This window comes from Flavobacterium sp. LK-23 (assembly GCF_058135255.1).
In genome coordinates this window covers 607,163-619,982 of the sequence record NZ_JBYUVT010000001.1, presented here as the reverse complement: position 1 = coordinate 619,982, position 12,820 = coordinate 607,163, and the positions used below count along the sequence as shown (strand labels likewise).

General features: G+C 30.0%; 12 protein-coding genes and 1 tRNA gene. 10 read left to right on the top strand and 3 right to left on the bottom strand.

All coding sequences use genetic code 11. The features are described 5' to 3' along the window. Nucleotides 1–49: 49 nt before the first annotated feature. The 3 genes from AC3Y25_RS02645 (at nt 50) to AC3Y25_RS02635 (ending at nt 6,449) form a co-directional block, all read left to right on the top strand. Nucleotides 50–1,210, top strand: coding sequence for a BamA/TamA family outer membrane protein (locus AC3Y25_RS02645; RefSeq protein WP_489901644.1), 1,161 nt, complete (start codon nt 50–52; stop codon nt 1,208–1,210). A gap of 221 nt (nt 1,211–1,431) precedes the next feature. Continuing rightward, nucleotides 1,432–2,628, top strand: coding sequence for a C1 family peptidase (locus tag AC3Y25_RS02640; protein WP_482503487.1), 1,197 nt, complete (start codon nt 1,432–1,434; stop codon nt 2,626–2,628). 167 nt (nt 2,629–2,795) lie between these two features. Next, nucleotides 2,796–6,449 (top strand): nSTAND3 domain-containing NTPase, encoded by a 3,654-nt coding sequence (locus AC3Y25_RS02635; protein WP_489901643.1) that lies wholly within the window; start codon nt 2,796–2,798, stop codon nt 6,447–6,449. Between the two features lie 90 nt (nt 6,450–6,539). On the opposite strand, the gene AC3Y25_RS02630 is transcribed toward AC3Y25_RS02635, so the two are convergent. Then, nucleotides 6,540–6,932: a helix-turn-helix domain-containing protein gene (locus AC3Y25_RS02630; protein ID WP_489901642.1), complete on the bottom strand. Its 393-nt coding sequence runs from the start codon at nt 6,930–6,932 to the stop codon at nt 6,540–6,542. A 175-nt stretch (nt 6,933–7,107) separates the two neighbouring features. On the opposite strand from AC3Y25_RS02630, the gene AC3Y25_RS02625 reads away from it, so the two are divergent. Then, complete coding sequence (locus tag AC3Y25_RS02625) at nt 7,108–7,386, top strand: hypothetical protein (RefSeq protein ID WP_489901641.1); 279 nt, start codon at nt 7,108–7,110, stop codon at nt 7,384–7,386. A gap of 119 nt (nt 7,387–7,505) precedes the next feature. Next, complete coding sequence (locus AC3Y25_RS02620) at nt 7,506–8,186, top strand: hypothetical protein (RefSeq protein ID WP_489901640.1); 681 nt, start codon at nt 7,506–7,508, stop codon at nt 8,184–8,186. A 376-nt stretch (nt 8,187–8,562) separates the two neighbouring features. Here AC3Y25_RS02620 and AC3Y25_RS02615 read toward each other — a convergent pair. Both AC3Y25_RS02615 and rseP read right to left on the bottom strand, forming a co-directional pair. Then, nucleotides 8,563–8,636: transfer RNA gene (locus AC3Y25_RS02615), tRNA-Asn, on the bottom strand. Between the two features lie 83 nt (nt 8,637–8,719). Then, entirely contained in the window at nt 8,720–10,063 is a 1,344-nt protein-coding gene (rseP, locus tag AC3Y25_RS02610; RefSeq protein ID WP_489901639.1) for an RIP metalloprotease RseP, read from the bottom strand. Between the two features lie 373 nt (nt 10,064–10,436). Between rseP and AC3Y25_RS02605 the strand changes: the two genes are divergently transcribed. From AC3Y25_RS02605 to AC3Y25_RS02585, 5 genes are all read left to right on the top strand, one after another. Then, a complete protein-coding gene (locus AC3Y25_RS02605) occupies nt 10,437–10,721 on the top strand; it encodes a hypothetical protein (protein WP_489901638.1) in 285 nt (94 codons plus the stop codon). Nucleotides 10,722–10,787: 66 nt separating this feature from the next. After that, nucleotides 10,788–10,937: a hypothetical protein gene (locus AC3Y25_RS02600; RefSeq protein ID WP_489901637.1), complete on the top strand. Its 150-nt coding sequence runs from the start codon at nt 10,788–10,790 to the stop codon at nt 10,935–10,937. An 809-nt stretch (nt 10,938–11,746) separates the two neighbouring features. Beyond that, nucleotides 11,747–11,926 (top strand): bacteriocin, encoded by a 180-nt coding sequence (locus tag AC3Y25_RS02595; protein WP_427871522.1) that lies wholly within the window; start codon nt 11,747–11,749, stop codon nt 11,924–11,926. A 7-nt stretch (nt 11,927–11,933) separates the two neighbouring features. Next, nucleotides 11,934–12,563 (top strand): CPBP family glutamic-type intramembrane protease, encoded by a 630-nt coding sequence (locus AC3Y25_RS02590; protein ID WP_489901636.1) that lies wholly within the window; start codon nt 11,934–11,936, stop codon nt 12,561–12,563. A 12-nt stretch (nt 12,564–12,575) separates the two neighbouring features. Then, on the top strand, nt 12,576–12,746 hold the full coding sequence (locus tag AC3Y25_RS02585; protein WP_489901635.1) for a hypothetical protein: 171 nt from the start codon (nt 12,576–12,578) through the stop codon (nt 12,744–12,746). Nucleotides 12,747–12,820: the final 74 nt, after the last annotated feature.

Genomic DNA, 12,820 nt, shown 5'->3' with positions numbered 1-12,820 from the left:
GATTTTTTTTGAAGAAGTGAAAATTTAAATCTAAAACGATAAACACTGTATGGAAAACAAAAAAACAACAAAAGAAAGCGTTCTGTTTTTGCTTTGCATGATTGTATCGTTGAATTTTTTAAATGCTCAAAAGCATCATACCGTTATGAAAGATTCGCTAGACGGAGCTTTCGATTTAAGCGATTTTCTTATTTATGCCAACGGATTTATAGTCGTGCCAACTATAATTACAGAACCTGCCGTAGGAGGATTTGGGGCTGCAATTGCACCAATTTTTCTAAAAAAGCGCGCTCCTGTTATTGACGAAAACGGAAAAAAACGATTTATAAATCCAGATATTACAGGAGGAGTCGGAATGTATACGGCCAACAAAAGCTGGATGGCTGGCGCTTTCCGTTCTGCAACCTTGGTAAAACCTAAAATTCTGTACCGGGCTTTTGCGGCTTATGGCGATATGAATTTATCCTTTTATGCCAATAACTTGCCCAATCAGAAAGATGAGGAATTTAAATTGAACTTTAAATCGACTATTTTTTATACGCAATGGCTCAAACAGTTTAATAATGCCAAATGGAGTGTGGGACCTCAGTATTTGTTTTTAAACTCAAAAATAAACCTGCCCGACTTTAATCTTCCGCCGCCATTTGTAGATCCAAAAGACATAAAAAGCACCATAAGTCAGCTTGGAGCCGCGCTCCAGTTTGACGGACGTGACAATATATTTACGCCCGATAAAGGAATACGGCTTCAATCCGATTTTTTCTGGTCAGATAAAGCGCTGGGAAGCGATTATCAGGCGTGGCGTATTAACTTTTCGGCAATTGGATATTATCCTTTGGCCAAAACACTAATTGGCGGACTCAGGATTGAAGGGGAGCAGGCGTTGGGGAGTCCGCCTTTTTATTTAAAACCAGGAATTAATATGCGAGGAATTCCGGCCGCGAGATACATGGGAAACACCAGTATTGTGAGCGAGTTAGAATTTAGATGGGATCTCTACAGACGATGGAGTTTAGTGGGTTACGGAGGTCTCGCCAGCGCCTTTAACGATTGGGATCAGGCTTTTGCCAAACCCGTTATTTACAGTTACGGAACCGGTTTTAGATATCTTATTGCCAGAAAGTTTAAACTCCGAATGGGAGTAGACGTTGCCAGAGGGCCAGAAGAGTGGGCCTACTATATTGTTTTTGGAAGCAACTGGATGCGATAGATTTTGAAGCAAAAAACTTGTAAGAAGTTAATTTATAAATTAATAACCACAAAAAGTCTCAATGATACGTTATGGAGGCTTTTTGTGTTAAATGCCTTAATAATTAATGCCGTTAAGAAAACATTAACAACTAAACATTACACAAATTGTATAATATTTAATTGTTTTGTAACAAATTGGAAACATTGGAGACTAATTTTGTTAAATCTTAAACATAAATTATGAATACATTTTCATTCAAATCAGTGTTTGCTGCTTCAGTATTTTTGGCTGGAACTGCAGGCTGTTTTGCGCAAGACATCTTAGTAAATTCACTTAAACTAAATGCAAGCGACAAAAGTAAAGAGAACTTCAAATTTACAGAAGTAATTAATCTAGGTACAACATCGGTAAAATCTCAAGGATCATCTGGAACTTGCTGGAGTTACTCCACAAACTCATTCTTAGAGTCAGAAATGATTCGTTTAGGAAAACAGCCAGTTGAGCTATCTCAAATTTATTCTGCAAGAAACGTGTATGTAGAAAAAGGGGTAAACTATGTTCGTATGCACGGAGCAATTACGCTTGGTGACGGAGGTGCTCTTCACGATGTAATTAATATGTATAAAAAATACGGAACTGTGCCAAGAGAAGTTTATACAGGATTAAACTACGGAACAGACAAAAACAAATTTGCTGAAATGGGCGCTCTTATGGAAAGTGTTCTTGCAGCAGTGGTGAAAAACCCTAACGGAGAATTGACTCCAAACTGGCAAAAAGCGTACGCAGCTGTTATTGATTCTTACTTAGGAAAAGTGCCAGAAAACTTTACTTACAAAGGAAAAAACTATACGCCACAAACTTTTGCAAAAGAAGTAGTAGGTATTAACCCAGACGAGTATGTAGAAATGTCATCTTTTACAAACGCTCCGTACTACCAAAAAACAACCATGATGGTGCCAGACAACTGGTCATTGGATCAAGTTTACAACGTAAAAGTGAACGATATGACAGACGTTATTGACAATGCACTTAAAAAAGGATACACTGTTGCTTGGGCAACAGATGTTAGCGAGAAAAGCTTTAGCTGGAAAAACGGTGTAGCGTATGTAGCATCTAAAAAATTCGATGATATGACGGCTGAAGAAAAAGCAGACATGTTTAACGGACCAAAAGCAGAACCAGAAATTACTCCAGAAATGCGTCAGGCTGCGTTTGATAACTACACTACAACAGACGACCACGGAATGCACATTATTGGTCTTGCAAAAGATCAAACTGGAAAAGAATACTATATCGTAAAAAATTCTTGGGGAGAAACAAACGACTACAAAGGTTTCTTGTTTGTAACTAAGAACTTCGTAAAATATAAAACTACTGCATTACTAGTAAACAAAGGAGGAATTCCTGCTGAAATTGCTAAGAAATTAGGGGTTTAATTACCTTAGAGTTTTTAAGAAATAGAAAAGCGCCGTAATCTTTGGATTGCGGCGCTTTTTTTTGTTTGTTACCATTTACACATATAAATAATAATCTTTTAGCTGTTAAAATCTTAAATGGTTTTATTATATTGGTTTTCTTGAAATAACCAATATATTATAGTAGAATGATTACTCAAATAGAACAAAAACTAGCCAGCTGTAATGGAGATAAATTTGCAAATTTATGTAGATTATATCTTTCTTATAAATATGATATCGTAAATTCAACAGGATTTGTTCTAGGTAAAGAGAAATCTAAAAAAGGAACTCCAGATAATTTTATTCCTTGCAAAGATTTCTACATATTTAATGAAATCACAACAACAGATAAAAAACGGTTACTTCCGAAATTGAAACAAGATATAGAGCATTGTTTTAAACAACTTGATGTTCCTTCTGAAAAAATTCTTCGAATAATTTTAATGTGTAACAATAAAATTACAACTGCAATACAAGAAGAATTAAATTCATATAAAAATACTATTAATTATTCTGTAGAATTAGAAATTATTGGTATTGATGCTTTTTCTACAATTATATTTAAAGAATATCCTTCTATCGCAAAAGAATTAGGTGTTAATATAGATACTGGTCAAATTCTTAGTGTAAGTGAATTTGTGTCACAATATGAAAAATCTAAATTTTCGACACCCTTATCGAATCAGTTTTTTAATAGAGATGAAGAATTAAAAGAAGCAACTTTATTTTTGGAAAAAAATGATTTGCTAATCATATCAGGACAAGCGGGTGTAGGTAAAACAAAATTTACATTAGAGTTAGTTAATATGTTTGTAGGGCAAACAAATTATATCATTAAATATATAAGAGCCAATGGAGTTCTTGATATTTGGGAAGATTTAAAGATTCAGCTTATACAAGGCAATAACTATATAATTGTTATTGATGATGCTAATAAATTAAAGAGCAATTTAGATCTAATTATCAATTTTAAAAATGATTTTAATATAGGTAATATTAAATTAATTTTTACCGTAAGAAACTATGTTAAGAATGAAATTCAACGTTTGTTATTAAATTATAAATTAATAGAACTTAAAAATTTTGAAAAAGAGGATTTAATGAGGATTTTACAATCCTCAGATTTTAATATTACAGAGTTTTATTCAAATAGAATTTATTCTATTTCAAAAGGAAATCCGAGGATTGCCGTAATGGCTGCGCTTGCAGGAATTAATGGAGAAATTGAAAAATTACAAAATGCATCATTAATATTAGAAGAGTATTTTTCATTAGTAAATCAACAATTAAATGTTGATAAGGAACTAATAAAGGTTGCAGGAATTCTATCTTTATTTAGAACAATAGATTTCAGTAATTTATTATTAATCGAAGAAATTGAAAAATACTTTGATATTTCGAAAAACAAACTTTTAGAAACTCTGGAGGTTTTGCATAATTATGAAATTGCAGATGAATATAAAAACTCTTATAAAATATCAGATCAAATATTAGGAGAATATATTTTCTATCTAGTTTTTATAAAGCAAAAGCAAATTCCTTTTAAACTGTTATTGGATCTATATATTGATGAAAATAAGTTTTCTTTAATGAAACTTCTATCACCAATAGTTACTAATTATGGTTTTGACGAAATTAAACTCCTTATAGTTGATGATATTTATGATAAATGGGGAAACGTTAAACAAACAGATAAAGCTCTTAAATTCTTAAAAGATTTTTGGTTTTATTTACCTAGTGAATCTTTAACTTATATAAATAGTCTAATTGTCGCAGAGCATTTAGAGGTAGAAAATTTCTCTTTTGAGGTGTTTAAGGATAATCATTTAGAATCTTATGAAGACAGCATATTTGATGTACTTATAAATTTTCAGCAATTCTCGGATAAATTTATACTATCGTTAAACGTAATTTTAAAATATGGATTATCCAGTCAATTAAATTTTTCAAAACTTTTAAAAGTTTTTACTCAATCATATACTTATGGAAAATATAATTACAACTCAAGTTACAATACACAAATAAAACTATTTGATTTCTTGTATGATAAAGCTTCCAATAGTATATTTTATTCAAAAATTATATTGTTTATTGCTAATAAATATTTAGTTGATAGTTATGAAACTAACCATTGGGATGCAGATAAAATTTATATGAGTAGAAGACAGATTTTATTATCTGATGAGCATAAAAATTTTAGAATAAAGCTATGGAGTTTTATTTTTAAAAGTTTTAAAAATGACGATTTAAAGAAATACGTTTATGACTTTTTTGATAAGCATAGATATAACCACCATCATCTAAAAAACGATACTATCGTTGAGTTTGATAAAGGATTAGTAATTGATTTTTTTAATTCTTTCCTACCTAATCCAAATTTCAGAGAAACAGAAATAGTTTATAGCTACTTAAAGAATTTGAAATATTATAATATAACTTATGATAAAATAGTAAAAGAGCAATTTAAAAATAAGGAAGTTGATTTATGGTATTTACTAAATGAAAGAGCTGAAGATAAAAAAGCACTTTTATATACATTTATTAAAAATTTCCAATTGAATGATTATCAAATTTTACTTCAACAAATTGATTCAATTAGTCAATATAGAAAAAATTATTTTAGAGGCTATTCAACAATAAAAAAATCAATATCACAAATGCTTATAAAATTAGAGCAATCTAATTTTAAATTATTTGTTGAGGTTTTTAAATTGATATTTAAATATGAATATTCAAATGACTTATTTATAGGACTAATCTTTAATGAGATAAATTATGATTTAGTAAAAACTCAAGAATTAAGAAATTTACTTGTAAAAAAAGAGATACCAAAATACTGTATAATTCCTTTTCTAACATATCTGCCAAAAGATTTAGTAATACAAGATGACTTTTTAATTTTTGATAATTTTTTCAAAGACGAAGAAACCATTTGTATTGACTATATAGAAGATGTTTTAATAAAGTTTATAGGACTTGATATAGAGATTGAAAAAGAAATAGACTCAATAGTAGATTTTTTATTACAAAAATCTAGCGCAACAAATTTCTCTATTAATAATGGGTTTTTTAAATATCTCTATAAAAACTATAATAAGTTATTTTGGAAAAGAATAGAAGGTATACAATTTTTGTATTTAATTCTAGATGCAAAAAACAATTATTTTGATTATGATCTAGAAGTATTAAAAATAATTTTGAATGAAAGACCAGAATTTATAAAAAGGCTATTAAAAAATAATTTTAAAGATAAAACTTTTATAAGTGAGGAAGATTTATTGGAACACAATTTTGAAAATTTATGGGATTTAGAAAATAGAAATGAGATTTTTGAATATATAATCGAATTCGTAAGTGAATTTCCTTCTCTGTTTCATAATGTGACTTCAGAAATTTCGGTAGTATTTAGAGGAAATCAGGATAAGGGTTTGATTTTTCTAAATTATTTATTAAATAAAACCAAGGATGATAGGATATTAAAATTAATATTCAATATCGTGGTTTCAGAATTCAACAAATCGAAATTTGATTTTTTGAAAATTATTATGATTAAAAATTCAAATATAGATTTCTTTAAAAGGCTTGATTTTTATGCTGGTACTATAGTTACCTCAGGAAGCAGAATACCAATAATTAGGCAAGAAATATCTATTTACGAGGAATTAAGGGATTATTTAGAAAATCTAAATAGTATTGAATATTTAGAACATTTAAGTTTTATAGAGAGAAAAATTAACTATTATAAAATGGATATAGAACAAGAAAGAAAATATGAATTCTTAAGTGAGTGGTCTATTTAAAAAATAAGATAAATTAGTTTATTATTAAATTATTTAATCAAAAAGAGGGGCCTTAAAAGCGCCTCTTTAATTATATATTTTCAAAAGAATCTACTTCCCCTTCATCAACTTCTCCAGATACTCCACTTTATCTTTTTCAGCCTGAACCAAACGCTCATAAAGTTCCACAATTTTATCAATTGGGTTGAAAGTGCAGTTGTAATTAAGTCCAGCATTAACAATGTCATTATTGGTATAAGTATTTCCAATAACATTTAAAACAGCTTCATCAGAGAAATTTTTAATCGCTTCAGCCGAAACTCCAAGAGCTTCTGCAATGACATTTAGTTTTTCATCGTCAACGGTTTCGCTTCCTTCAATATTAGAAATCGTCTGTTGGCTCATGCCAATAGCAATGGCAAGTGCTTCTTGTTTCATTCCTCTAAGCTCACGAATGCGGCTTATGTTTCTCCCGATATGTTTTGGTTTTGCTGTTGTGCTCATACTTCAAAGATATTAAAAATCCTTAAAAATTAGGATATTGGTAAAAGACTATCTTTTTTGGTGAATTACCAAACCCGATGTTTTGTTAGAATGTATGCTATCGTTTATTTAGCCGAAACAAAAATACAATTTTTCGTACAATAATTATTCATAACCAAAACCATAAATAAACGCCATGAAAACAGAAAACGAAAACAATGCCAATCAAAACAAAATAATAGAATCGGTAGCGAGATTGGTATCAGATCTTTGTTTCGACGGAGAATATAAAAACCATACCGAATACTTAACCGAGATTTTTGAGCATCTTCTAGAAACAGAATCCGGAGACAGTCGTTCTTTACGAATTAAAATGCTAAGCTGTATTAGAACCAGTAAAATGGTGGCAAAAGCGCTAGAATCATTTTCAGACGAAGAAATCCAAAAAGCCTGTGTTCAAATGATAAATGGGTAAAAAGAAGTATTTTATCGGTTTTCTAAGTAATTCGTGGTCAGAATAAAAGCTAACTAAAAGAAAATCAGTAACTTTAGGCTGAGTTTTTTAATTGGGGCATCTAATTTTATTCAAAAATCATGAAAAAGTATGAAGCAATTTTATGTACACTTGCGTTCGTATTTTCTCTCGGCTGTTTTGCTCAGCGCACCAACCATGCCTCCGCTTCTCCAGCAACAGGAAAAACGACACTTTTGACGGATAGTCTTTCTAATGATGATTTTGTTATTCAATCTTATTATGTAGAAGAGAGAATAAATAAACTTTTTGGAGGTAGAATTATTACCTACCAAGTTTCAAAATTGGACATGGTCGACACTTACGATCTTGGACCAAACAATACTAGAACGGTAATACCTAATTACGTAAAAAGAAAGCCTAAGGTAGCTCCAAATGCAATAGAGACTAAAACGCTTGTTGCAAGTTCGTCTGTCTCTGTAGAGCCCGTTAAAGTCGAAATTACAGCTCCCGCTCCGACAACTTCAAAATATGTAACCGTTAATATGGTTGACACGTACGAAAAAGTTATTGATAAAGGGTATAAATCTATCGACATGCTTAAAAAAGTAGCCGACCGTTTTTATTTTGAAGGGAATCTAAGTGCCGCAGCGGGCTATTACACGCAATTATTTGACGAAGCTAAAGATTTAGAGGTTATTTATTATTACAGATATGCTCAGTCCTTAAAAGCAATAAATGAAAATGAAAAAGCAAATACTTTAATGAAAAGGTTTAAGAGTGAAACTTTGAGTATGAAATAGGGTTTTCTTTTTTTTTAACCGCAAAGAACGCTAAGGTTTACGCAAAGTTCGCTAAGGTTATTTTGAGCTAAATCTAAAGATTAAGTTCGCAAAGCTTTGTGTGTATAAGGCTTTGCGAATTTTTTTGTTTTACCTACAGTTTGTCATCCTGAGGAACGAAGGATCACACTCGCATATCGACAGAGATTGGCAACCTTTGCGATCTCTTTTATAGATTCCTATTAAGTCTCACATAAAAAAAACTCTTAGCGAACTCTGCGTTAAACCTTAGCGAACTTTGCGTAAACCTTAGCGTTCTTTGCGATTAAATAAGCAGTCCTATAATATTGGAATTTGGGCAAAAAAAAAAGACCATCATTTCTGATAGTCTTTTTTGCTCCCCCTCTTGGGCTCGAACCAAGGACCCTCTGATTAACAGTCAGATGCTCTAACCAACTGAGCTAAGGAGGAAAGTGTTGCTCTTTTTAGCGAGTGCAAATATAAAACTATTTTTAGTTTCTCAAAAACATTTTCACTCTTTTTTTGACTTTTTTTTACTTGCCTACAATTGCTTTGTAAATGTCGTTACCATTAGCAAATAGTAGTAGTGAAATAAGTAAAACAAAACCAACCATTTGCGCATTCTCTAGGAATTTATCGCTCGGTTTTTTGCCGCTTACAATTTCATATAATAAAAACATTACGTGTCCACCATCAAGTGCCGGAATTGGCAATAAATTCATAACTCCAAGCATAATTGACAATAAAGCCGTGATTGACCAGAAAACTTCCCAGCTCCAAGAACTAGGGAAAATATTGTAAATCGCAGCAAAACCACCCACTTGTTTGTAAGCTTTAGTTTCTGGATTAAAAATCATTTTCAATTGTTTTCCGTAACCTACCAATTGATCTTTTCCTTTTTGAAGACCAACCGGAATAGATTCGAAGAAACCGTATTCTTTAGTACTTATTTTATAGTATCCTAGTTTCTCTAATGATTTCATGTCTAAACCACCAGAAACAACACCTAATTTACCATCATTACTAACTTTTAAAGTAATTGGAGTTTCTTTTAGATCACGTAAAACAACTGCAGGAATTTCCTTTCCTTTGTTCATATCCAAAACAGCTTTAGCTTCATCAAAATATTTAATTTTTTGTCCGTTAAGAGAAAGGATTAAATCTTTTGGTTTTAAATTATGGTTTGGAGAATCTTCCGCAATCTGACTAATTGCAAAAGGTCTACGAATTCCAACAAGAAGCCCTTTTTCTGTTTTAGAAAGCTGATCTATAAAGTCAGTCGGCATTTTTAGTGTTTGCTGTTGTCCGTTTCTTTCAATCAAAACCTCTTTTGCCATGATAATATTAATATTCATGTCTTTGTCAAAATTTTCTACAGATTTACCATCAATAGAAATAATTTTGTCACCTGTTTTAAAACCAGCTTTAAGCATCACCGGATTTTCAATCAGGACACCATCTTTTAAGTCAGCATTAGCAATATAAGTATCTCCGTACGCGAAGGCCATTCCGATATAGATAATAAAAGCCAAGATAAAGTTTACCGTAACACCGCCAAGCATAATAATTAAACGTTGCCAAGCCGGTTTAGTACGAAATTCCCAAGGCTGGGGAGGTAGAGACATTTGCTCTTTGTCCATACTTTCGTCTATCATTCCAGAAATTTTCACATAACCACCAAACGGCAGCCACCCAATACCGTATTCTGTATCTCCGATTTTCTTTTTGAAAAGTGAGTATTTAACATCAAAAAATAAATAAAATTTTTCGACTTTGGTTTTAAACAATTTAGCAGGGATAAAATGCCCTAATTCATGAAGAATAATAAGTAAAGATAAACTCAATAGAAATTGAGAGAGTTTGATAACTATATCCATTTTTTGTTTTTAATTCGTATTTAACGCACAAAAGTAGCGTTTTCTATTTTAATATAAGAGTGCAAGATAGTGTTTAAGGTTTTAAATGTTTGTTAATAATTACATTAGTTTTTATTAAACAAAAAGTAAATCTCACTTATTGTATTAGTACTTCATTGCATGAAAATGTTACAAAATGTCCTATTCTGGTATTTTTAAAACTTATTGGGGAGGTGTTTTTAAAATTTCAATTCTAATTTCATTTTTTAAGCTTAAAAGATTATTCTTAAATAGTTAACAAAACTATTTTGAATTTCTTAAAGACTTTTTTGTTTTATTAATTTTTTACAGTGAGAATATGAATTTTATTAGACAAATTGAAAGAATCAAAAAAATGCATAAGTTAATTTGCGGAGAAAAAACAGGCTCTCCTTTAACATTTGCCAAAAGGTTATGTTTGAGCCGAAGCCAGTTTTATAACGAGCTAGATCTTATAAAAGAACTCGATGCGCCAGTAAAATATTGTAAAAAGAGGGAGACATTTTATTATGAAACTCCTTTTGAATTGATATTAATTTTTTCGCTAAAAACAATAAAAGATGATGAATCAAGAGAAATTTTTGGCGGTTCTAACTTCCGTCCAAGTTTATTGGACGGAAGTCTAATAAGTTTGCTGTAATAAAATACTTCTCGAGAAAGTAAATTTTGTTGAAATTATTAATTAACATTTTTAAAATTTATTATCATGGAATTAGAAAATTTAAATTTAGTAGAGCTTGATTTTCAGGAAACGCAAGAAATAGAAGGAGGAGCATGGCCAAGCATTGGATGGTGGATGGATGTTGCTTTTAGTGCTAGTTTTGATTATGGCGGTAGTAGATTAATCTACACATAATAAACAATACAAACTTAGAGGGATTTTTTTATTCTCTCTAAGTTTAAAATGTTTGAAAAATCAACAACATTTAATTAATTACCATTATTATATGTAGAGAAAACCCTAAAAATCATATTTGTTCTTTTTTAATTGGGATTTCTTGCGCGTTGACTGTCGTGTTTTATATATTATTAATAAAAAGCAAAACTTTAAAAATAAATAGTTATGAATTTTTCTAAAGAATTTTTAAAAGAAGATCCCTTTCTTAAAATTGCTTTATTGATAGTTGCAATGTCATTTTTATTGTATTGGGCAGGTTATGTGTGTGGCAAGTTTGCATATTATATATGTCATTAACTCTTTAAAAATATTCTATTTCTAAAAAATAGTTGAAACAAGATTAAGATTTATTCAAAAAATTAAGATTTCACAGGAGTTGTTAGAAAATATAAAATCATAGAAAATGAAAAAAATATCACGCAAAATGGCTCTTTACGCAAGAGAAAATACACTCAATTTTATTTCTTATCTCTTTATTATAGCGTTTGTTTTATTCTATTTAGGGTTTTATTTAGGACGAATTATGGCGAGATAAAAATTTAAAAATATCTATAAGCATATTTATAAAAGTATAAACATAAAAATTACATGGAAATGAAGATTAATTAAAGACTAATTTTTATGGAAACATCCAAATAAGATTGGAGAAATTTACATGTGCATTCTTACATCTAATTGACTATGATATTGGATATCTTTTTTAAAATACTTCTCGAGAAAATGATTTTTGTTGGATTTATTAATTAACATTTTTAAAATTAAAAATTATGGAATTAGAAAATTTAAATTTAGTAGAACTTAATGTTCTAGAAATAGAACAAGTTGAAGGGGGTAATATTTTTAGAAGAATATTAGAAGTAGCTTCAATATATGATGCGTTTAGTGATTTTGGAGCTGGGTGGAATTCGGTAGAGTCTTATAGCAGAGTATCTACTGGAAGCTGGTAGAATAAAAATGAATGAATTGCAGAACAACGTTTTTGAAAAAAAAAAAATTTTTTATATTCTTAAATGCTTATCCGTAGTTGTTATGGTTGGGATAGTAACTGAGATTTTAAAAATTATTTTGAGTATCGATGAACCGACAAGCAGTAAAGTAGAGGAAAGTTTTTTTAAGAATATTTTTTTGGGTAGTATTGGTATTGTCTTAGTTGCTCCTATTCTAGAAGAAATAGTTTTTAGGCTTCCTTTAAAAAAGAATAATCATTATCTAAGTAGTATTACACTTTGTGTGTTTTTATTTCTATCAGCAAGTTTGTTTTTTCTTAGAATTATGTGTCTTTTGTATATTGGGGCAATATTGCTATATCAGTTTGACAAGAAATTAGCAGTGCCAGCTTGTTTAACGAAAAACATAATTATAGTTTTATCTATTGTTACTTTTGTTTCACTGCATTTTGCTAACTATCAAGAAGAACAACTAAACTCACTCCCTATTTTTTCTAAAATATTTCTTTTCCTACCACAACTTGTAGTAGGATTAATACTCACAGCGGTTCGATTAAAAACTTTTTTTCTAAATGCTGTCATAATTCATTCTTTATATAATTTAATTATTTTAACACTTGCTTTATTTTTTAACTAAAACTTTATTATTATGGATTGCACGGAATTAAATTTAGTAGAATTAAATGACGTTGAAATAGAAAACATTGATGGAGGTGGTTTTTTTTATGAATTAGGAGTTGGGGCGCATATGATGTGGAATTCGTTTAATAGATTTCTTGATCAAAGCGACATTACTGCGCATAGTCGTCAAGGAATTTAAATTTTATCTAGAACTGCTTATAATTAGATTTATAAGCAGTTTTAATAATTGTTTTGACTAAAAACATTCTTCTT

Excerpts from the sequence above, each read along its gene's own strand:
- AC3Y25_RS02600 (WP_489901637.1), top strand. The coding sequence starts at position 10,788 with ATGGAATTAGAAAATTTAAATTTAGTAGAGCTTGATTTTCAGGAAACG.
- AC3Y25_RS02630 (WP_489901642.1), bottom strand. The coding sequence starts at position 6,932 with ATGAGCACAACAGCAAAACCAAAACATATCGGGAGAAACATAAGCCGC.
- AC3Y25_RS02590 (WP_489901636.1), top strand. The coding sequence starts at position 11,934 with ATGAATGAATTGCAGAACAACGTTTTTGAAAAAAAAAAAATTTTTTAT.
- rseP (WP_489901639.1), bottom strand. The coding sequence starts at position 10,063 with ATGGATATAGTTATCAAACTCTCTCAATTTCTATTGAGTTTATCTTTA.
- AC3Y25_RS02595 (WP_427871522.1), top strand. The coding sequence starts at position 11,747 with ATGGAATTAGAAAATTTAAATTTAGTAGAACTTAATGTTCTAGAAATA.
- AC3Y25_RS02625 (WP_489901641.1), top strand. The coding sequence starts at position 7,108 with ATGAAAACAGAAAACGAAAACAATGCCAATCAAAACAAAATAATAGAA.
- AC3Y25_RS02605 (WP_489901638.1), top strand. The coding sequence starts at position 10,437 with ATGCATAAGTTAATTTGCGGAGAAAAAACAGGCTCTCCTTTAACATTT.
- AC3Y25_RS02620 (WP_489901640.1), top strand. The coding sequence starts at position 7,506 with ATGAAAAAGTATGAAGCAATTTTATGTACACTTGCGTTCGTATTTTCT.
- AC3Y25_RS02645 (WP_489901644.1), top strand. The coding sequence starts at position 50 with ATGGAAAACAAAAAAACAACAAAAGAAAGCGTTCTGTTTTTGCTTTGC.
- AC3Y25_RS02640 (WP_482503487.1), top strand. The coding sequence starts at position 1,432 with ATGAATACATTTTCATTCAAATCAGTGTTTGCTGCTTCAGTATTTTTG.
- AC3Y25_RS02585 (WP_489901635.1), top strand. The coding sequence starts at position 12,576 with ATGGATTGCACGGAATTAAATTTAGTAGAATTAAATGACGTTGAAATA.
- AC3Y25_RS02635 (WP_489901643.1), top strand. The coding sequence starts at position 2,796 with ATGATTACTCAAATAGAACAAAAACTAGCCAGCTGTAATGGAGATAAA.